Source organism: Lacticaseibacillus suilingensis (assembly GCF_016861845.1).
GTDB classification, from domain to species: domain Bacteria; phylum Bacillota; class Bacilli; order Lactobacillales; family Lactobacillaceae; genus Lacticaseibacillus; species Lacticaseibacillus suilingensis.
The window spans coordinates 1-19782 of record NZ_BOLV01000019.1; the positions used below are offsets into that span (position 1 = coordinate 1).

General features: G+C 55.1%; 17 protein-coding genes. 3 read left to right on the plus strand and 14 right to left on the minus strand.

Features of this window, described 5'->3' with window-relative positions; all coding sequences use genetic code 11:
* Positions 1-79: 79 nt before the first annotated feature.
* Both JUF11_RS10680 and JUF11_RS10685 read right to left on the minus strand, forming a co-directional pair.
* Entirely contained in the window at positions 80-436 is a 357-nt protein-coding gene (locus tag JUF11_RS10680; RefSeq protein ID WP_204119599.1) for a YxeA family protein, read from the minus strand.
* A gap of 81 nt (positions 437-517) precedes the next feature.
* The gene (locus JUF11_RS10685) at positions 518-1243 is read right to left on the minus strand and encodes a GH25 family lysozyme (RefSeq protein ID WP_204119600.1); all 726 of its coding nucleotides are present in this window, start codon (positions 1241-1243) and stop codon (positions 518-520) included.
* A gap of 178 nt (positions 1244-1421) precedes the next feature.
* Between JUF11_RS10685 and JUF11_RS10690 the strand changes: the two genes are divergently transcribed.
* The 3 genes from JUF11_RS10690 (at position 1422) to JUF11_RS10700 (ending at position 3398) form a co-directional block, all read left to right on the plus strand.
* Positions 1422-1613, plus strand: a complete 192-nt coding sequence (locus JUF11_RS10690; RefSeq protein ID WP_203632775.1) for a hypothetical protein — start codon at positions 1422-1424, stop codon at positions 1611-1613.
* Between the two features lie 27 nt (positions 1614-1640).
* Positions 1641-2555 carry an SPFH domain-containing protein gene (locus JUF11_RS10695; RefSeq protein WP_203632772.1) on the plus strand — a complete coding sequence of 305 codons (915 nt, stop codon included), beginning with the start codon at positions 1641-1643 and terminating at the stop codon, positions 2553-2555.
* Between the two features lie 120 nt (positions 2556-2675).
* On the plus strand, positions 2676-3398 hold the full coding sequence (locus tag JUF11_RS10700; RefSeq protein WP_204119601.1) for a glycosyltransferase family 2 protein: 723 nt from the start codon (positions 2676-2678) through the stop codon (positions 3396-3398).
* Between the two features lie 101 nt (positions 3399-3499).
* On the opposite strand, the gene rlmD is transcribed toward JUF11_RS10700, so the two are convergent.
* From rlmD to purB, 12 genes are all read right to left on the minus strand, one after another.
* Positions 3500-4867 (minus strand): 23S rRNA (uracil(1939)-C(5))-methyltransferase RlmD, encoded by a 1368-nt coding sequence (gene rlmD / locus JUF11_RS10705; RefSeq protein ID WP_204119602.1) that lies wholly within the window; start codon positions 4865-4867, stop codon positions 3500-3502.
* A gap of 122 nt (positions 4868-4989) precedes the next feature.
* Positions 4990-6009 carry a diacylglycerol kinase gene (locus JUF11_RS10710; RefSeq protein ID WP_204119603.1) on the minus strand — a complete coding sequence of 340 codons (1020 nt, stop codon included), beginning with the start codon at positions 6007-6009 and terminating at the stop codon, positions 4990-4992.
* A gap of 196 nt (positions 6010-6205) precedes the next feature.
* Positions 6206-7636: an Asp-tRNA(Asn)/Glu-tRNA(Gln) amidotransferase subunit GatB gene (gene gatB / locus JUF11_RS10715; protein ID WP_204119604.1), complete on the minus strand. Its 1431-nt coding sequence runs from the start codon at positions 7634-7636 to the stop codon at positions 6206-6208.
* A complete protein-coding gene (gene gatA / locus JUF11_RS10720; RefSeq protein WP_204119605.1) occupies positions 7636-9093 on the minus strand; it encodes an Asp-tRNA(Asn)/Glu-tRNA(Gln) amidotransferase subunit GatA in 1458 nt (485 codons plus the stop codon). The genes gatB and gatA overlap by 1 nt, the downstream gene beginning before the upstream one ends.
* Positions 9094-9095: 2 nt before the next feature.
* Positions 9096-9392, minus strand: a complete 297-nt coding sequence (gene gatC, locus JUF11_RS10725; protein WP_204119606.1) for an Asp-tRNA(Asn)/Glu-tRNA(Gln) amidotransferase subunit GatC — start codon at positions 9390-9392, stop codon at positions 9096-9098.
* 136 nt (positions 9393-9528) lie between these two features.
* Positions 9529-10677: a CamS family sex pheromone protein gene (locus JUF11_RS10730; protein ID WP_204119607.1), complete on the minus strand. Its 1149-nt coding sequence runs from the start codon at positions 10675-10677 to the stop codon at positions 9529-9531.
* Between the two features lie 15 nt (positions 10678-10692).
* On the minus strand, positions 10693-12708 hold the full coding sequence (gene ligA / locus JUF11_RS10735; RefSeq protein ID WP_204119608.1) for an NAD-dependent DNA ligase LigA: 2016 nt from the start codon (positions 12706-12708) through the stop codon (positions 10693-10695).
* A 12-nt stretch (positions 12709-12720) separates the two neighbouring features.
* The gene (gene pcrA / locus JUF11_RS10740) at positions 12721-14961 is read right to left on the minus strand and encodes a DNA helicase PcrA (RefSeq protein ID WP_373305870.1); all 2241 of its coding nucleotides are present in this window, start codon (positions 14959-14961) and stop codon (positions 12721-12723) included.
* Positions 14962-15096: 135 nt separating this feature from the next.
* The gene (locus JUF11_RS10745; protein ID WP_204119609.1) at positions 15097-16614 is read right to left on the minus strand and encodes a DUF438 domain-containing protein; all 1518 of its coding nucleotides are present in this window, start codon (positions 16612-16614) and stop codon (positions 15097-15099) included.
* Positions 16607-16837, minus strand: a complete 231-nt coding sequence (locus JUF11_RS10750) for a DUF1858 domain-containing protein (RefSeq protein ID WP_204119610.1) — start codon at positions 16835-16837, stop codon at positions 16607-16609. Before JUF11_RS10750 ends, JUF11_RS10745 begins: the two co-directional genes overlap by 8 nt.
* Positions 16824-18131, minus strand: a complete 1308-nt coding sequence (locus tag JUF11_RS10755; protein ID WP_204119611.1) for a 3'-5' exonuclease — start codon at positions 18129-18131, stop codon at positions 16824-16826. Before JUF11_RS10755 ends, JUF11_RS10750 begins: the two co-directional genes overlap by 14 nt.
* Before the next feature lie 351 nt (positions 18132-18482).
* On the minus strand, positions 18483-19781 hold the full coding sequence (gene purB, locus JUF11_RS10760; protein WP_204119612.1) for an adenylosuccinate lyase: 1299 nt from the start codon (positions 19779-19781) through the stop codon (positions 18483-18485).
* Position 19782 lies beyond the last annotated feature (1 nt).

Here is a 19782-nt window from a genome sequence, read left to right on the forward strand (position 1 = left end):
TAGTACTAACAAGAATAGGTCTTCATGGCCTTTTTGGTCTAGTCGTCAGGGTGTTGCACTTGAATTGTAAACTGGGGAATTATTCAAGATTAGCTTGGGCTTGTTTCGGTAAGTCCACGGCGTCGACGGCTTCCCAGCTCGTGACCCCTTTTTTCGTGTTATACACCAACTTGAGATAAGCCCCGCGGCGCAGCGGCCGGGATTTGTTGGCGTTAAAGGTTAGGGTTTGGCTCTTGCCTTTGTCATCGTAGCCAGTCAGCTCATAGCGATAATCGGCATAAACATTGCCAGCTTTGTCCCGTTGGTTGATTTTCGTGCCGGCGGTGGTGATTTTCGTATAATACGTCGTGCCACCATAGTTAGTGACTTCATACCATTTGAAACCACCAAAGGCCAAGGCCACAATCAAAACCAACGCAATCAAGAATTTTTTCATCGTTATCTCACCTCACCCATGATTATCGCAGGATTGACCTTTGGCAACCATCGATTCGGCGAACAGTGAGTGACAATTCTGTTAGTTGGTGAGCTGGGCTTTGAAGGTCTGTGTTGTGGCCAAATAGGCAACCGCCGTGTAATCTGTCCCGGCGGCTTTCAAAGTGCCGCTTTGCCAGTACTGCACCTGCTTGCCGGGATGGCCACCAATTTGCCAGCGCGGCGCCGAAGAAGCCACTTCGGTTAAATCTCCCAGCACCTGCTTGCTCCCCATCAGAATAAACGGATGCGTGGTGTAGCGCTGCAGCTCCACAATAAAGGCGCGCACCTTCGCCGCCACGACGGCTTTTTTCGGCGGCTTGGCAGCATATTGGCCATAGAACGCCACCTGAATACCGATGGGCAAGGTCCCTAGATTTTTCCCGACTTTGGTGGCAAAGTATCGCGCTTGGGCGGCGGGATCGCTGTCGAAGCTGAAGTAATGGTAAACGCCCACGGCTAGCCCGCTGCCGGTGGCCTGCTCGTAGTTAGTGCTGTAGGTGTCATCAAAAAAGCTGGCGCCTTGCGTCCCTTTCAGATAAACGAAGCGCAAGCCTTCGCTTTGCAGCGCCTGGAAATCGGCGTTACCATCGCTTTGACTGACCACCACCCCGCGCACCGCATACTTGGCCACGCCGGTGCGCCGCTGGCTCCACAGCCAGCCGCCCAGTCCTGCCGCTGCCAGCAAGGCGACGACTGCGGCCACCAGCAGCCAGCGCCGCCGTTTGCGGTAGGTATTTGAATAGATGGGACGTTTTCGTCTCGGCACCGTGAAGGTCTCCTTTCATCAAATCGGTGATTGCATAAAGTTTATTATACCTAAGCCACCCGCTAATGGCATTCTTCCTGTAAAATAAACAGTGCATAGCGCAATTAATCAGTCCAAAGGCTGATTAACTCCTGTCCAAACTCGCTATGATATGGACATCAGCAGTAAGGAGGAGAATATGTTAGATGAACGGCTGATTGGCACTACCTTCACCCTGACTCAAGATGGGCCAGGCGATGTTGCGCTTTATGGCATTCATTATCATTACCACGTGTTAGACCAAGCCAAAAGCGGCGATCTGGTGGTCGTCGTCCGGGCAGAGGCGTTGGGGCTGAGCGTGCGTAAGGCAAGCGAAACGTTAGTGTTTTGACCTGCCACACATAAGGAGGAATTAAAAATGGTTAGTATCATTATTTGGGCAATTGTTTTAATTGTAGTCATCTTGTTTGTGATTATGTTGTTCTCCAGCGTGGCCATTATCCACACCGGTGAAGTCGGCATTGTGGAACGCTTAGGGAAATACGTGCAAACCCTGGAACCTGGTTTTCACGTGGTACCACCGTTCATCTATCGCATCACTGAAATTGTGAACATGAAGCAAATTCCGTTGAAGGTCGACGAACAGGAAGTCATCACCAAAGATAACGTCGTGGTGCGCATTTCCGAAACCTTGAAGTATCACATCACCGACGTTAACGCCTATGTTTACCAGAACAAAGACTCGGTGCTGTCCATGGTACAAGATACCCGCGCCAACTTGCGTGGTATCATCGGGAACATGGATCTGAATGATGTGCTCAATGGCACCGAAACGATTAACCAAACCCTGTTCCAGCAAATCGCCACCACCACCGCCGGCTACGGCCTGAACGTCGATCGCGTTAATATCGACTCCATCCAGGTGGACAAAACGATTCAAGAATCCATGAACAAATTGCTCCGGGCTTCCCGGGAAAAGGAAGCCAACATCATGGAAGCGGAAGGCTTGAAGCAAGCGGCCATCGCCAAAGCTGAAGGGGAAAAGCAATCCGACATCCTGCACGCGCAAGCCAGCAAGGAAACCCAGATTCTGGACGCCCAAGGGAAAGCCGAAAGCCAGCGTCTGATTGCCGAAGCGGTCCGCGATCAAATCAACTCCATCAACGAAGGGTTGGAAAACCATGGCGAACTTTACCTCACCTACAAGAACGTCGAAGCGCTTGAAGCTTTGGCCAAAGGTGATGCCAATACCGTCGTGATGCCAAGTACCGCCATCGACTCATTGGGTCAAATTCCAGCGGTTGGCAAACTGCTCAAACAAGAAAGCAAATAGTCCCGATGACGAAACAGCCCGCCAGCATCCGGTTTACCCGGTTGCTGGCGGGCTGTTTTAGCGTTGAGGCAGATGAGTTGACCTGGGCCGCTTAGTTTGGATAATAACGGCGAGGTGATCATGATGACAACAACACTAACGCTCATTATTCCGACGTACAATCTCGGCAGCTATTTTGCCGGCATGTTAGGCGCCTTGCAGCGCCAAACCCGGCCATTTGACTTGTGGCTGGTCGATGATGGCTCAATGGACGAGACCGCGAGTCAAGCTGAGGCCTTCACCCGCGGCATCCCTAATTTTCACTATTTCGCTTTTTCCCGGCATCAAGGGGTGTCGACAGCGCGTAATTATGGGTTGGCCCGCGCGACCACAGCGGCGGTCGCCTTTGTCGATGGCGATGATCTGATTGCTGACGACTTCGTGCAAGTGCTGGCAACCGCCATGTCGCCGGCCGTCAGCGCGGTGGCGGTCGGTTACCGCTGGTTCCGCACGCCGGTAGTGGCCAAGGGTGAACAGCGCCTTGATCAAGCCGCCATGTTCGAGCAAGTCAGCCACCACGGCACGGCCATTGGCGGCTATGTCTGGAACAAGGCGTTTCGCCGCGCCGCCATTACCGCGGCCAATCTGCAGTTCGACCCCACCTTGCAACTGGCGGAAGATTACTGGTTCACCGCCAGCTTTGTTGCGCGTACCCCGGGGCCATATGTGTATTTGCCAGCAGTGCGCTACACCAAAAGAAATCGCCCTAACAGCACCATTCACCGCGCCGGCTTTCAAGCCCGGGCTCAAGAAGACGCCGTGTTTGAACGCATTCGCCAGCTCCGGGCAGGACTGGCCCGGTAATCAGCACTAGCTACCCGCTTTGACCGGCACAAACAACGCCGGTCCAGCCCAAGCAATTTGGGGCAAGCAAAAAGCCGCTCAGGTGAGCGGCTTTTGTTGTCTTAGTCGGCATTCAAAGTTAACGCCGTCACGCTTTCAATGCTGGTGGTTTGTGGGAACATGTCCACCGGCTGGGTCTGGGTGGCCTGGTAACCAAAGGCGGCCAGCGCCTTCAAATCCCGCGCCAGGGTGGCGGGATTGCAGGACACGTAAATCATCTTCGGCGGCAAAAGCACGCCTACCGCGTCGATGAATTCCTTGGCCAGACCTTTGCGCGGCGGATCGACCATCAGCACATCCACCGGCAGCTGCTGGTCGCGCCAAGTTTGCATCAAATCCTCGGCTTTGCCGACTTCAAAGGTGGCATTGTCAATGCCGTTCAGCCGCGCGTTTTGGCGCGCATCCGCCACTGCTTCGGGTACGATTTCCACCCCATACACATGTTTAGCATGCTTGGCCATCGCCAGCGAAATCGTCCCAATGCCGGAATAGGCATCAATCACGGTTTCCTTACCCGTCAACCCCGCGGCTTCAATCGCCTTGGTGTAAAGCACCTCGGTTTGCTGGGGATTGACCTGATAAAAACTCAGCGGCGAAATCTGGAAGGTATTGCCTAGGAGCTGATCGGTTAGATAACTACGACCAGCAAGCAGCCGAGTTTTGCGGCCCATAATCACATTGGTCCGCTTATCATTCAAGTTCAGCATGATGCTGGTCACTTCCGGGAGCGCCGCCTGAATGCCGGCCACCAAATCATCTTGATGTGGCAAGGCCCAGGTCGTGACCACCAGCACAATCATCATCTCGTGGGAGAAATAGCCCCTGCGCACCATGATATGGCGCACCAGGCCAGTATTTTTGGTTTCATCATAGCCGGTCAAACCGTACTGCCGGAGCAGGTCGCGCACCACCACCACGGCAGCGTCGATTTTCGGATCCTGAATATAAAAATCTTCCAGAGGCACGAGATCATGACTGCGGCGCTTGAAAAAGCCCGTGGTAGCCTGACCGTTCACCTGGCGCACCGGAATCTGGGCTTTGTTGCGATAGCCCTTCGGATCTGCCATGCCTAACGTGGGCAACACTGGTACCGCCAGATTCTGCTTTTGATACAACTCTTCAATTTGATGTTGTTTGAATTTGAGCTGCGCCGGGTAAGCCAAATGCTGCAGCGGCGCGATCCCGGTTTGGGTGTAGGCTTTGTCTACCGGTACTTGCCGGTCTGGCGAGGCTTTGAGCAGCTTCACCAGCTTGGCAAAGCCGTATTGCTTTTCGACCTTCAGCACATGGACCTGCACTTCTTCGCCAGGCAGCGCGTTTTCGATAAACAGCGGGAAGCCGTCGACTTTAGCCACCCCCATCCCCTCATACGTTAAATCCAAAATTGTCACAGTGAGTTCTTGATTCTTCACTACTGGTGCTTTAGCCACAAGGGACTCCTTTCGCCGCAATGCGGCAGACGCGAAAATAACTCCACCCACTTTACCAGAGAACGCCGTGGGATACAACCGCACTAAAACGCCCGCCGGCAGATGCCAAGCGGGCGCAGTGATTATTCTCCCTTGGCGATTTTACCATCGCCATTAATGTCTTGATGCGAAATATGTTCGACTTCCTCAACATAATCTTCGGTGACGACATCAGGGTCCAAGTTCTTCTTTGGGATCTCATCCACATTGGCAAAAATCTCCATGTGTTGCTTGAGATTTTTGAAGGTCATCGGCGCATTGCCGCCGAATTCCCCGTCCAAGTTAATTTTCATCTCCTGGCCATCGGTGCGCTTGGCCACGAGCTTGGAGGTCTTGGTGTAAATGACATTGCTATCATCCGTGTGGCGTCCACCGTTCAGGACCTTGCCAATCAGCACCAGGAAGTCGGCGAAGTTGCCGGTTTTCACCACAATCAGCGAAAACTTGCCATCCCCCATGCTGGAGTCAGGCACAATTTGTTCAAAGCCGCCCACACTATTAGTCATCGCTAGCAGGAACATGCTCGCCGGGCCGTCATACACGCCATCATCGAACTCCAAGTGCATCGGCACTGATTGCACTGCCGGAAGCATTTCGGCGCCTTTGACGACATAAGCAAAGTAGCCAAAAATCGACTTGAATTCCGACGGCACCTGGTACGTCAGCTCAGTGAGCAACCCACCAGCGGCGATGTTCATGAAGTAATGGTCATTGGCCTGGCCAATATCCATGCGCAACGTCTGCCCCTTCAAAATCAGTTTGGCCGCCGCCACCGGATCTTCACGCGGAATGCGCAGTGCCCGGGCGTAGTCGTTGGTCGTCCCCGCCGGAATGATAGCCAGCTTGGGGCGATGCCGATGCGGCGCAATGCCATTGACGACTTCGTTAATCGTCCCATCGCCACCCGCACCAACAATTAAGTCAAAACCGTCCTTGGTGGCGCGGCTCGCCTCTTTTTTAGCAGAAAATGGTTTTGGGGTCGTCTGAAACGCCGACGCTTCATAACCCGCCTGCTCCATGACGTCTAAAATGTCCGCTACATAGCGGCGCATGCCTTCGTTCCCGCTGGTTGGGTTATAAATCAAACGTGCGCGTGGTCGCATGTTCTTGCCTCCTGTGATGAAATGGGTGGTGAAAATGAGGGCGCGAGTTGCGCTCCGAAGCCTGTCGCAGTTGCGCTCCGGGGGGCAACGCTCGAGCAAATAGCTACGCTCAAGGCCTCACCGGCATAATTCGCCGGCAATGCCTTGAGCTAGGCTATTTGTCGAGCTAAGTGCGCCACCCTCCGCAGCCTGTCGCCTATCGCTTTTTAATTTCGCTCATCAAGATCTGGTTAACGACTTTCGGGTTCGCCTTGCCGTGCGTTTGCTTCATGATTTGGCCGACCAAGAAGCCGATGGCGCGGTCTTTACCGTTCTTGAAGTCTTCGATACTTTGCGCGTTATCGTCCAAGATCCCGTCGATGATCGGCGTGAGTTTAGCGGGGTCGGAGAGTTGGACCATGCCTTTTTCTTCAACCCAAGCTTTAGGATCGGTGTCGTTCTTGATGATTTCTTGGAAGACTTTCTTGGCGATTTTACTGGAAATAGTACCGTCTGCAATCAGTTTGATCATTTCCGCCAAGTGCGAAGGCGTCAGGGCCACGTCCTTGAGTTCCAAGTGTTCAGCGTTCAGGTAGCCAGAGACTTCGCCCATCAGCCAGTTAGAAGCTTGCTTAGGATCGGCGCCGGCTGCAACGGTGGCTTCAAAGAAGTTGGCCATTTCCATGGTCAAGGTCAAGACGCCGGCGTCATAAGCCGGGATGCCCCATTCGTTGATGTAACGCGCGCGCCGCTTGGCTGGTGCTTCTGGCAACTTGGCAGTGACGTCATCGATCCAGGCTTGAGAAACGAAGACTGGTGGCAGGTCTGGTTCTGGGAAGTAGCGGTAATCATCCGCGCCTTCCTTGACCCGCATCAAAATGGTTTCTTTCTTGGCTGGATCCCAGCGCCGGGTTTCCTGGCGCACCTGACCGCCTGCCATCAGCACTTGGACCTGACGCTTTTGCTCAAAGGCCAGGCCGTCACGGACGTGGTTGAAGGAATTCAGGTTCTTGATTTCGGTTTTGACGCCAAACCCGGTGGCGCCAATAGGCCGCACGGACAAGTTGGTGTCCACCCGCATGGAACCTTCTTCCATCTTCACGTCGGAAGCGCCGGTGAACTGCACGATTTGGCGGAGCTGTTCCAGGTATTGGTAGGCTTCTTCGGGGCTGGCAATATCGGGTTCGGACACGATTTCAACCAGCGGTGTGCCCTGCCGGTTCAAATCGACGTAGGAATAGCCGTCGTCTTCGTGCTGGTTTTTCCCGGCGTCTTCTTCGACATGGAGTTCGTGAATGCCGATTTTTTTCTTTTTCCCATCGACTTCGATTTCGATCCAGCCGTTGGTGGCCAGTGGGGTTTCACTTTGCGTGATCTGGTAGGCCTTCGGGTTATCAGGATAGAAATAGTTCTTCCGGTCAAAATGGGTGTGCCGCGTGATGTCAGCATGCAGCGCAATGGCGACCATCATGCCGTAGCTGTAAGCCCCTTTGTTGACGGTAGGCAGCGTGCCGGGGAAGCCCCAGTCGATAACGTTGGTATTGATGTTGGGCTCAGCACCGTAAGACACTGGCGTTGGCGAGTACATTTTGGATTTAGTTTTTAGCTCAACGTGGACCTCAAGCCCAATGGTGGTTTCAAAATTCATTAGTTCGCACCTCCTGGGATTTGGTCAACATAATCATTTGCCTGTTCAAAGGCATCCGCCGCTTGCAGCAAGGTAGCTTCATCGAACTGCTTACCGATCAGCTGCAGCCCCACTGGCATGCCTGCCACAAAGCCAGCCGGCACGGAAACCGCTGGCAGACCAGCCAAGTTGACCGGAATGGTCAGGATATCATTCATGTACATGGTCAAAGGATCGGTGACTTTTTCGCCAATCTTGAAGGCTGGCGTTGGGGTCGTTGGCGCAATGATGAAGTCATAGTCGGCAAAGACTTGATCAAAGTCGCGGGAGATCAACGTCCGTACTTGCGCCGCCTTCTTGAAGTAGGCGTCGTAGAACCCGGCGGACAAACTGAAGGTCCCCAGCATGATGCGGCGCTTGACTTCTGGGCCGAAGCCTTCAGAGCGCGAACGCACATAAACATCTTCCAAGTTCTTCACATCTTCGGCGCGGAAGCCATACCGAATGCCGTCGAACCGTTGCAGATTCGAGGAGGCTTCTGAGCTGGCAATAATGTAGTAAGCCGCCACGGCATACTTGGTGTGCGGCAGCGACACGGTTTCAACAGTGGCACCCAGCGCGCGGAATTGATCAGCGGCTTTTTGCACTTGCGCCGCCACCGCCGGATCGACCCCTTCACCAAGGTATTCACTCGGCAGACCAATCTTCATGCCTTTGATGGATTGGCCCAGTTTGGCCGTGTAATCTGGCACCGGGATATCGGCGGTGGTGGCATCTTTGTCATCATGGCCGGCAATCACATTCAAGGTTAAAGCCGCATCTTTCACCGTGCGGGTCAATGAGCCCACCACGTCCAGGCTAGAGGCAAAGGCAATGACGCCCCAGCGGGAAACTCGACCATAAGTTGGTTTAAGCCCGACAATGCCGTTAAAGGCCGCCGGCTGGCGAATTGAACCGCCAGTATCCGTGCCCAACGCCATCGGCACTTGGCCTGATGCCACTGCTGCCGCGGAGCCGCCTGAGGAACCACCAGGCACGCGGGTGTAATCCCAAGCGTTTTTGGTAGTTTGGAAGGCGGAGTTTTCCGTCGAGGACCCCATGGCGAATTCGTCCAGGTTCAGCTTACCAGCTGTAATCGCGCCGGCGGCCTGCAGCTTGTCCACCACTGTCGCGTTGTATATCGGCATGAAGTTGCCCAAAATTTTGGACGCCGCGGTGGTTTTGAGGTCTTTGGTGACAATATTGTCTTTAATGCCTACTGGCACGCCGGCAAAAGGCTGGTCGGCTGGAATGCCGGCTTCATCGATGGCGGCAGCCTGCTTCGTGGCGGCTTCCTGGTTCAAAGTCAAAAAGGCTTGCACGTCAGCGTCCACTTGCTCAATGTTGGCAAAAGTGGCCTTCAGCAAGCTGCTGGCGGTTTGGCTACCATTGACCAGTGCTTCATGCACTGAGGTGAGATCTTGCTTCAAATAAGTCACGCTTAGTCGTCCTCCTTGTCAATGATGGATGGCACTTGGATCAACGTCCCCTTCTTGGTTGGGACATTTGCCAGCAAGTCGGCGATCTTAGTGTCGTTATGCGCGACATCTTCGCGCATAACGTTTTCAAGGTGGATGCTTTGCGTCGTCACTGGCACGTCAGTCGTATCAACGGTTTCCAGCTGCGCGACCATGTTCAAAATCTCATCCAGCTGATTGGTGTATTGCTGCAATTCATCGTCGGTAAAAGCCAACTTGGCCAGTCCGGCAACATGGGCAACACTCTCTTTTGAAATCATGTTCTCCCTACCTTCTTCTGAGCGGCTTGACCGCACAATTATTCAACTTAGTTTACCATACCCACCGGCAGTGCGGGCACGCCGGCCGGGATTTATGCTGGTGCCAACAAAAAAACCAGGTCGCCCTGGCTTTTTCTTAGTAGCTGCCAAAGACATGGGTGTAAAAGTCTTTGCTGCTGCTTTCCCGCGAGACAAACGCCTGGATGCCTTGGGTGGATTGAATCGTAATTTCGATTTTGACCCCGCTTGGCAGGTACTTGCTGGCAGCGTTCGCCACGTATTGGGTGAAGCTGTTGAGCTCTGTGGCGCCGTAGAACTGGGTGTTAATGGTGATGTTCAGCCCGGTCAAGGCGTTATCACTGTAATGCGCCTGCGCTGTCACCCCGGCCAATGTTGGGAAGAAGTTTTCAACATTCGTGGTGAAGTTGTCAAAGTCCGTCGATACGGTTTTGTTGATGGGCTTTTTGTTGTCTACCGTTGGCAGCACTTCGTTTTGCTGATTGACTGGCGTCCAATCCGCCACATCGGTCCCAGACTTGGAGACCACATAGTCAAAATACGTGCCACCGACGAGTGAATCCGACCCGGCGAGCTTGTACAAGGCAATCACGATTGGGGTATCGTTGTTAACGCCGCTCATTTTCCGCACCCGCGCGACGACTTCCTTGGCCATGGCTTTACCTTGGGTCGTCATGTCCGCATCGCTGATGTGTGTTGTATAAGTCGCGCCATACTTTTCTTTCTGGTAGTAATCGTCAGCGTTCATGCCGAGGGCAATCGCCACCCCACCTAGGCTCATGTCACTGCCAGATTGGGTCATGTAATCCTGTTCCACCATGGTTTCTAGGTACATCGGGTTACGTTCAGTTTCGCCGGTTTTGCCGTTGTCTTTAGGGTTCAAACCTTGGCTGTCGTCACTTTTACGCGCGAGCCATTTTTTGGCGGTGCTGGTAGAAATCAGCTGGCCTTCCTCGAACACGTACTTGGAAGTTGAGAACTGCTTTTTGGCGATGTCCTGCAAACCATTTTCCATGCTCTTGATGTTGAAGCTGTTGCCGCCTTGTTGGTTGGTGGACAGCTGCAGCCCCCGGGCACTGGAGGTTTTATAGCGGCCATTTTGAATGACGCCTTCGTACATTCCTGAATCCACCGTGCCGGTGGTGGTGTAGCCTTTGCTGGAGCCGCTGGTACTGCTGCCGCTGCCAGAGTCAAAGCTCAGCTTGCCGCAAGCGGCCAAGCTGATGGCGGCGACTAGGATCAAGGCCGCTGTGAGTGCTTTTTTCATGTCAAATGCCTCGCTTTAAAGTTTCGTCAAAAGTTCTTGCTCCGTCATCACTGGCACTTGGAGCTTGGTGGCTTTGGCCAGTTTGCTGCCAGCCGCCTCGCCTGCCACCAGCAGGTCGGTCTTCTTGGACACGGAGCCGGTGACTTTGGCGCCCAGCGCCTGCAACTTGGTGGTGAGTTCCGGCCGGGAGAATTCGCCGAACTTACCAGTGATGACCACCGTCTTGCCGGAGAAAAAGCTGTCGGTAGCCGCCGGGGCCGAGCCGTGATAGGCCAAGTTCACACCGGCCGCCTGGAACGCCGCAATCAGCTCCTGCGCCTGCTCGCGCTGGAAGTACGTCGTCACACTGTCGGCAATGGTCGGGCCAATGCCGTCGATGCCGGCCACGGTTTCGGCGTCGGCTTGCATCAAGTGATCCAAGTCGCCGAAATGGGCGGCCAACAGCTGCGCCGCTTTGCCGCCAACATGGCGGATGCCTAAGCCAAATAGTAGCCGTTCCACGGAGTTCTGCCGACTGTTATCAATGGCCTTTAACAAATTATTAATCGACTTTTCTTTGAACTTGTCCAGTTGACTCAAGTCGGTGGCAGTCAAATGATACAAATCCGCCACATCTTTGACCAGGTGCTTGGCCTGCAACTGGGCGATGATTTTGGGGCCGAGGCCGTCAATGTTCATCGCGTTGCGCGAGGCAAAATGGGTCAGCTGTTCTTGAACCTGCGCCGGACACATTGGGTTGATGCAGCGTAGTGCCACTTCTTCGTCCAAATGCACTAACGGTTCGCCGCAAGAAGGACAGCTCGTCGGAATCGGCGCCGGCTGACTGTCCGCCGGCCGTTTGCTCAACACTACCTCTGACACTTCCGGAATGATATCACCGGCTTTGTGCAGCAGTACCGTATCGCCGATGCGAATATCCTTCTCCGCAATCAAATCGGCATTATGCAGACTCGCCCGCGCCACCGTGGTCCCAGCCAAACTCACCGGATCCATCACCGCCGTTGGGGTCACCACGCCGGTGCGGCCGATGGTCCATTCAATGTCGCGCACCACGGTTTCAGCTTGCTCCGGCGGGAATTTGTACGCAATCTCCCACCGTGGCACTTTGACTGTGTTGCCGAGTTGCGCTTGCAGCGGCAAGCTGTTCACCTTCACGACAATGCCGTCGATGCCATAGGGTAAACCATCCCTGTCGGCGGTTTGAGTGGTGATGTAATCATCCATCGCCGCCAAATCCGCGGTGCTCATCGAGGAAGGGTTCGTGGCAAAGCCCAAATTCGCCATGAAGGCAATGGCGTCGTGCTGCGTGGTGATTCCGTAGCGTTCTGGTTCAACCAAGGTATACAAAAACGTGGCGAGCTGGCGGTCGGCGGTGACTTTGGCATCCAGCTGGCGCAGGCTCCCCGCCGCCGCGTTCCGGGGATTAGCAAACGGCGCCAGGCCCTCGGCTTCACGCCGGGCGTTGAGTGTGGCAAAGGCGGCTTTGGGCATGTAGCATTCGCCGCGCACTTCGATGTCCAAAGGCTGTTTAAGCTGGTGCGGAATATCAGGAATGGTCAGCACATTGGCGGTCACATCTTCCCCGACGTTCCCGTCGCCGCGAGTGGAGCCTTGCACCAGCTTGCCTTGCTCATAGACCAAGGACAGGGACAAACCATCGATTTTCAGCTCCACATTGTAATCAACGGTTTCACTCACCCCGGCTTCCAGGCGCTCGGCCCAAGCCTGCAGTTCTGCGAGGGAAAAGACATCCCCCATCGAGAGCATGGGAATCGGATGCGGTACCTTGGTGAAATCAGGTGAAATAACATCCCCCACGGCTTGGGTGGGCGAATCGCTTTGAATCAAATCAGGAAAAGCCGCTTCAAATTCCTGCAGGCGCCGATAGGTTTGGTCGTACCGCGAATCTTCCACGCTCGGCGCATCATTGGTGTAGTATTCACGCCGCCAGCCGTTCAGCTGTTTGACCAGCTGCGCGACTTCAGTTTGCGCGGCGGCATGCGTGTAGGCGCTGATTGCCTGCTCTGCCATGTTGGGACCTCCTTAATCGGTTTGCTTCACGATTGGGGCAAAGGCGGCCAGTAACCGCTTCACGCCCATGTCTGGAAACGCAATGTCGAGTTCTTGATCATCACCGGTGCCGGAAACTTTGACAATCGTGCCAATGCCCCACTTCTTGTGCGCGGCCTTGTCGCCCACCGCCCACGTGGTTTTACCGGCCGCCGAATGCGGCGTTGCCACCACATGGGCTTTGGTGCCTTGTGGATGGCGGCTGAAGGTTGGCGTGACCGCCCGCTGGGTCCGATTCAAGAACGGAATATCAGACTTCGGTGCGGCTTGGCCGGTGGTTGCCAGCAATTCCGGCTCAATTTCGTCAATAAAGCGGCTTTGCGGATTGTTCTGGCGCTGACCATACAGCATGCGGGCATAGGCATTACTGATATACAGCTTATTCTTCGCCCGGGTGATGCCGACATAGGCCAGGCGCCGTTCTTCTTCCATTTCACTTTCGTTCATGGCCGAGCGGCTCAGCGGGAACAGGCCTTCTTCCATGCCGACCAAAAAGACCACTGGAAATTCCAAGCCTTTGGCAGCGTGCAAGGTCATCAATGTCACTTCCTGGGCGTCTTCTTCAATGTCGTCTTGATCAGACACCAAGGCCAAATCGGCGATGAAGTCGACGAACAAATCGCTTTGCTCATCTTCGGGTTCATAACGGGCATCGAATTGCTGAGTCACTGAAAGCAATTCCTGCAAGTTTTCGATGCGGGTATCCGCCTCAACCGTCCCGGCATTTTTCAGCTGCGGCAGGTACCCGGTATTATCCAAAATGCCTTCCATCAGCTCGGTAACACTGCCACTGGCGCGTTTGTCCGCCAGCTTGGCAATCGTTTCGCCAAAGGCCGCCAAACTCGTTCGCGCCTTGCCTGACACCTGGGAAAGTTCGGCGTTTTGCGCCGCTTCCAGCAGCGACCAGCCGTTTTGGCTGGCAAAAGCCTGCAGTTTCTCCAGCGAAGTGGCGCCAATGCCGCGCTTGGGTTCGTTGACAATGCGGTTGAACGACATGTCATCATCCGGATTGATCACCAAGCGGAAGTACGCCAGCGCATCGCGAATTTCCTTGCGGTCGTAGAATTTATGGCCGCCGACCATTTTGTAAGGAATGTTACTTTTGACGAAGGCTTCTTCAATCGCCCGCGACTGAGCGTTGGTGCGGTACAAAATCGCAAAATCGCCATAGCGCCGGTGGTGATCCGCCATTTCACCTTCGATGGTTTTGATGACGAAATACGCCTCGTCCAGCTCACTTTGGGCCCGATAGTAGGTGATTTTGTCGCCGGTTTTATTTTCCGTCCACAGGGTTTTGACCTGGCGCTTTTTGTTGTTTTTGATCACGTCATTGGCGGCTTGCAAAATAGTTTTGGTCGAGCGGTAATTTTGTTCGAGCATCACCACCTGGGCATCCGGGTAATCCTTTTGGAAGTCGAGGATGTTTTGCATGTTCGCCCCGCGCCAGCCATAAATACTCTGATCGGCATCCCCGACCACGCAGAGGTTGCGATAGCCATCCGCCAGCATGTGCACCAGCTGGTATTGGGCTTCGTTGGTATCCTGATACTCATCGACATGAATGTATTGGAACTTGCGTTGATAGAATTCAAGCGTTTCCGGTTCCTGCTTGAACAGCATGATGGTTTGCATAATCAAATCATCGAAATCCAGCGCCTGATCAGACCGCAGTCGTTTCTGGTATTCGGCGTACACACTGGCCGTCACCTGTTCAAACGGGGACGCCGCCGCTTTCGCGTAATCTTCCGGGGTCTGCAGGTCATTTTTGGCATTGGAAATCGTACTCAGCAAAGCTTTCGGGTCGTAACGCTTCGGGTCCAGATTCAAATCAGCCAGAATGTGCTTGACCAGCGTCTTCTGCTCAGCGGGATCAGCGATGGTGAAAGCACGGTTCATGCCTAATTTCTCAATGTCACGGCGTAAAATCCGCACGCACAGCGCATGGAAGGTTGAGACCCAGACATCTCGGGCTAGCTCCGGATCTAGTAGTTTACCGACCCGTTCCTTCATTTCTCGCGCCGCTTTGTTGGTGAAAGTAATGGCCAAAATGCGCCAGGGGTTAATCCCCTTGTCTTCAATCAAATACGCGATTCGATGCGTCAGCACCCGAGTTTTCCCGGAGCCAGCGCCGGCCATAATCAAAAGGGGGCCTTCGGTGGCTAACACCGCCTCAGATTGTTTGTCATTCATGCCTTGCAGTAGGGCTGTTGCCATAATATCGTCCTTTCACCGGTGCATAATCTTGTTTCATTGTACCAGAAACACGCGTTCGATTACAGCCGCTCGGCCGCATAAAAACGGCTTCACACCGGCTTTTGGCCGTGGTGAAGCCGTTTATTTTGTGATGCGTTACAGCCGCTTTTCACCTTCCAAGGCGCGAATGTCGGTCACATCTTGATTGACCTCTAGGCACCCCAGGTAGTCACCGGCGGGATTGTGAATGGCGAAGTAGCGAATATACAGCATGCGGTCCCGGAAGTGAATCCAGAAATCGGCATGGTCTGCTTTGCCGCTATGGAAATCAGCCAAAATCGCCTTCACCTTGTCCACCGATTTCGGTGGGTGGCAGTCTACCACCAAACGGCCAATCACGGCAGTGGTGCGCGGAAAGACCCGGTGGCCGTTGTCCGAGAACCAGCGCACGGTGTCCGTGGCATCCACAAAGGTCAGATCCACTGGCAGCAGCCGCAACACATTGGTGAGCTGATCGAGATCAAAACTCCCGGTAGGCAGCACCACCCGCGCCGGGTGCGTGCCATCGATTTCCACCCGGCCATCACTACTGTCAGAAGTGGCGGCGCCGAAAGCGACAGGCCCGCGGTGGCGTGGCTTTTGCACCGAAATGCGGGGACCAGTGCTTTCGCTCGCCTCGCCTTGGCCAGCCTGCAGCTTAGCCATCACTTCCGGCGGGGCCACGGGCATCGGCACATCCTGGTGAATTTGACTCAAAATGTCGCGGTCGGTGGGTTGCGCCGGCCGCTGAGAACCGAGTTGCTGGCTGGTGGCTAAAGCTTCCGCCTGGGCGTTCAATTCCTGAGCGAGTTTGGAAGGCTTAGGTTTTTGCTGGCGTTCTTCCGCAGTGGGTTGCCATGGCAACGGATCGGGAATCAGGGTGTAGCCAATCGGCCCGCTTTCGGCCTGGATCATCCCCCAGTCACTGGGGGTGAAAACCTCCAGCACCATCGGCAGCATGATTTCTTCTTCCTTGAAGACCATCTCATCGACTTCTTTGGCCACTTTTTCGATAGCAGTTTCCGCCTGGTACCGGTCGCTGACTGGCGGCGTCACCGCACGCTGCGCGGCTTTGATCCACTCGCGAATTTCATCATCCACGCCCCACATCACTTTTGGCGGGGCGGTAATGCCATACTTGGTCATCAACGGAAAAATCAGGTTTTCTTTCCGTTTGTAATGCGCATCGATTTTACCCAAATCCGCCAAAGCGTTCTGCAGCCGCTGCAGCAAAATCGCATCTTCAGTGGGGTCGGTTTTGGCGCCGGCGCTGGCTTGCTGAATCCACTTCTTCAGCGTCGGCAGCAGTTCATCATTGATCAGTGATTCCAGCACCACGTTTTCCAGCTTCATCACCTGCACTGGGTGGCCAGGGATTTCGGCCATTGGCGTTTTCTGGTTGGTGATTTTGCCGCGGAACACCGCGGCATGGACATTACACAGGGTTTGGATTTCCATCGGGTTCAGACCGCTGGCAATTAGCTCGCGCTCGGCACCGGTGATTTCCGCCACGTCGACCCCGTCAAAGGTCTCGTCAAAGATTTGCTTGGCGGCTTCAAAGTCGCCGCCTTGGTGCAGCATCTGCAGAATTTCGACAATCTTCTTTTGCCGTTCTACGGCGTTTTTTTCAGTCATGGCCCTCTACCTCAAATCCGGCTTGCGTTAGCGTCTCAATCAACTGGGCCAGCGGAATGTGCTTCATCTTAGCCCCTTTTTCCAGCGTCATGAAGCGGCCCACCGTGTTGAGTAACCCCGGCTGGGTCACCCCGTCCAGCCCCATCTGCACCATAATCGGGACGATATCGGGATGGGCCGCCACCAAATCGTGGACCGGCATGGTTAAACTAATTTTGGTCATGCGGCGCTCCTTTCAAACTGCGGGCAAAGACCTGCTCAAACTCCGCCACCAAAGCCTCTGGCGCCACGGGGTGGCCTTCCAAGTACGCGTACAAGGCGTGGGTCGTCACCGCATCATACAACGCGCCATGCGCCAACAAACTCAGGCCCAGATAATGCCGATACCGAGTCAAACTGACTTCCGGCGTGCCTGGCATCGGCCCCACCCGCTTGGCGAGCTGCGCCACATCAATCAGGCGCCCAGCCGTCGGATACAGGTCAAACTGCCGCCGCAGTACCGGCAGGTCGCCGCCATGCATGGAAAAACCCAGCAGGACATCGCTGCCGATAAAATCGATAAACTGGCGCGCGGCTTGATCGGCGGGCAGGCCATAGGTTTTGAGCGTCGCCTCGTGAATACCAGTGACGCGCTGGGAATAGACATTTAAGCGGTGCTTGGCGGGGACTTTAACGAAGACATTGAAGGTGTCCACAATGTGCCCGGCGCGCACTTTCACTGCCCCGATTTCAGTGATAAACATCCCTTCATGGACATTACCGCTGGAGAATTCCAGGTCAAACACCGTGTAATCCTGCACGCTACCTTCATGGTACAAAGTCGGCTGTTCTTGGCGGACAAACGCCGGCCGCTTGGTGCGGGGAAAATGGCGCAGTTGCAGCGCCTTGGCGCGGGCTAAGACCTCTTGCTGCTGCCCCACGCCGGCGCGACCATCCCGACTTTTCTCGCCGACCACGACTGGCGTCATCGCCCTGCCTTGGAAGCCAGTGGCCCAAGGCTGCGCCATCGGTTCAAAACTGGCTTTGACCCCCACAGTGGCCAAGAGCTCTTTGGTGCTAACAGCCACTGGGCCGTAAAGCGTTGCCTGCACATTCGGCGCCTCTGGCTCTAGCCGCCACTGGTGCATGACAGCTTGGACCGCAGCGATTTGGTTGTAGACCTGGCGCACCGCAGGCCAGTCTGCCACGAGCACTGGCGGCAGCGCCGTGGGATCACGTAGCGACAAGGTATAAGCATTGAGCAGCCGCCGGAGCACCCGGTCGGCGGCTTGCTTGGGCTTGGGTGCGGTGGGCAAACAGGCCATGGCGTTGAGCGCTGGCAAAGCCGGGACGGCGTCGGGCCAGAGACAGGCCAAATTGACCATGAGGCCGGTTGCTTCATCCCAGGTGGCGGCGGCCTGCGCCGGCGTGCCGCCGCTGAAGGCGGCCAACGCCGTCAGGGCTGCTTGCAGGCCGGGTAGCCAATCCCCTTCGGCCAGCGGGGCTTGCACTGTTTTAATGACTGCTGCTTGATTCATTCCTCCACGCTCCATTCAGGTTCAGATTACCCAAAAAAAGGGTTGAGGGCAAGTGGTGGCCAGCGCTTGGAGCCTCGCTTTGCGAGTCTTCAAGTCGCGGCTTGTTCTAAGCCAACCAAGACCGTTGGCTAAGAACAATTTCACCACTGAGCCCCTGCCTGCTTCGGTGGTCCTTGCCTACCGTGGCGGTAAACTGAACCATTCACCTGAGCGATTTGGGCGCGGCAAATGTCAGCACTCATTTCGGTCTTTCATGAATCCTTCCCTCCTAAAATTCCGCCAACGCCGAGGAAAACCAAAAATCGGCAGCCATTCTTGCTGACACAAGAACAGCTGCCGATCATTTAGAGTTTAATCGCCCAAGCCAATGCGGTCGAAGATTTCATCGACGTGCTTCAGGTGGTAATGGTAGTCAAAGGCGTCGTCCAAGGCCGCCGCGCTGAGACGGTCAGTGACGGCTGGGTCGGCTTCCAGTAAGGTGCGGAAGTCGCGGTGTTCGTCCCAGGCCTGCGCGGTTTTTGGCTGCACGAGGTCATAGGCCTGTTCCCGGCTCATGCCGGTTTCAATGAGCTTGAGCATCACGCGCTGGCTGTAAATCAGGCCATGCGTTTTTTGCATGTTAGCTTTCATGGTGTCTGGGAAAACGTCCAGGTTAGCCAAGATGGTGGTGAAGCGGTGCAGGATGTAATCCAAAAGGCCGGTCGCATCCGGCAGCATCACGCGCTCTGCTGAGCTATGGGAGATGTCGCGTTCGTGCCACAGTGGTACGTCTTCCAAGGCCGGTGTGGCATAGCCGCGGATGATCCGGGCCAGGCCGGTGACGTTTTCGGAGCTGATTGGGTTACGCTTGTGCGGCATGGCAGAGCTACCTTTTTGGCCGGCGTTGAAGTGTTCTTCTACTTCATGGACTTCGGTGCGCTGCAGGTGCCGAATTTCCAAGGCAAAGCGTTCCAAGGAGGTGGCAATTAGGCCCAAGGTTTGGATGTAATGCGCGTGCAAGTCACGCGGCAAGACCTGAGTGGAGATTTCCTGGGCGCGGATGCCCAGGTGTTCGCAAACGTAAGCTTCGACCGCTGGTGGGGTGTTGGCAAAAGTGCCCACCGCGCCAGAAATCTTGCCGGCTTCCACATCCGCAGCGGCATCATCAAAGCGCTTAGCATTGCGCTTCATTTCGGAGTACCAAGTCGCCAGCACGAGGCCAAATGTTGTGGGTTCGGCGTGAACGCCGTGAGTGCGGCCCATCATTACCGTGTGCTTGAATTCCTTGGCGCGCTGGCCGATCAGGTCAGTCAGTGCCTGGATGTCGGCGCGGAGAATTTCATCCGCCTGTTTCAACACCGCGCCTTGCGCCGTGTCCACCACATCGGTACTGGTGAGGCCAAAATGGACCCATTTTTTCTCTGGGCCGAGGGACTCTGACACATTGCGGGTGAAAGCCACCACATCATGGCGGGTCACCGCTTCAATTTCGTGAATGCGATCCACATCAAACTTGGCATTGGCCCGCAAGGCTTTGACATCAGCGGCAGGAATTTCGCCTAGCTGGGCCCAGGCTTCGGCTGCCAGAATCTCGACTTCCAGCCAATTGCGGTAACGGTTTTCTTCGGTCCACACTTGCGCCATTGCAGGCCGGCTATAACGGTCGATCATG

What these genes read in the sequence shown, in the direction of transcription:
- ligA (WP_204119608.1), bottom strand. Translation starts at nt 12,708, where the DNA reads ATGGCAGAGCAGGCAATCAGCGCCTACACGCATGCCGCCGCGCAAACT.
- JUF11_RS10755 (WP_204119611.1), bottom strand. Translation starts at nt 18,131, where the DNA reads ATGAATCAAGCAGCAGTCATTAAAACAGTGCAAGCCCCGCTGGCCGAA.
- pcrA (WP_373305870.1), bottom strand. Translation starts at nt 14,961, where the DNA reads ATGGCAACAGCCCTACTGCAAGGCATGAATGACAAACAATCTGAGGCG.
- JUF11_RS10745 (WP_204119609.1), bottom strand. Translation starts at nt 16,614, where the DNA reads ATGACTGAAAAAAACGCCGTAGAACGGCAAAAGAAGATTGTCGAAATT.
- gatB (WP_204119604.1), bottom strand. Translation starts at nt 7,636, where the DNA reads ATGAATTTTGAAACCACCATTGGGCTTGAGGTCCACGTTGAGCTAAAA.
- JUF11_RS10695 (WP_203632772.1), top strand. Translation starts at nt 1,641, where the DNA reads ATGGTTAGTATCATTATTTGGGCAATTGTTTTAATTGTAGTCATCTTG.
- JUF11_RS10710 (WP_204119603.1), bottom strand. Translation starts at nt 6,009, where the DNA reads ATGCGACCACGCGCACGTTTGATTTATAACCCAACCAGCGGGAACGAA.
- JUF11_RS10700 (WP_204119601.1), top strand. Translation starts at nt 2,676, where the DNA reads ATGATGACAACAACACTAACGCTCATTATTCCGACGTACAATCTCGGC.
- JUF11_RS10690 (WP_203632775.1), top strand. Translation starts at nt 1,422, where the DNA reads ATGTTAGATGAACGGCTGATTGGCACTACCTTCACCCTGACTCAAGAT.
- JUF11_RS10680 (WP_204119599.1), bottom strand. Translation starts at nt 436, where the DNA reads ATGAAAAAATTCTTGATTGCGTTGGTTTTGATTGTGGCCTTGGCCTTT.
- purB (WP_204119612.1), bottom strand. Translation starts at nt 19,781, where the DNA reads ATGATCGACCGTTATAGCCGGCCTGCAATGGCGCAAGTGTGGACCGAA.
- JUF11_RS10730 (WP_204119607.1), bottom strand. Translation starts at nt 10,677, where the DNA reads ATGAAAAAAGCACTCACAGCGGCCTTGATCCTAGTCGCCGCCATCAGC.
- gatC (WP_204119606.1), bottom strand. Translation starts at nt 9,392, where the DNA reads ATGATTTCAAAAGAGAGTGTTGCCCATGTTGCCGGACTGGCCAAGTTG.
- JUF11_RS10750 (WP_204119610.1), bottom strand. Translation starts at nt 16,837, where the DNA reads ATGACCAAAATTAGTTTAACCATGCCGGTCCACGATTTGGTGGCGGCC.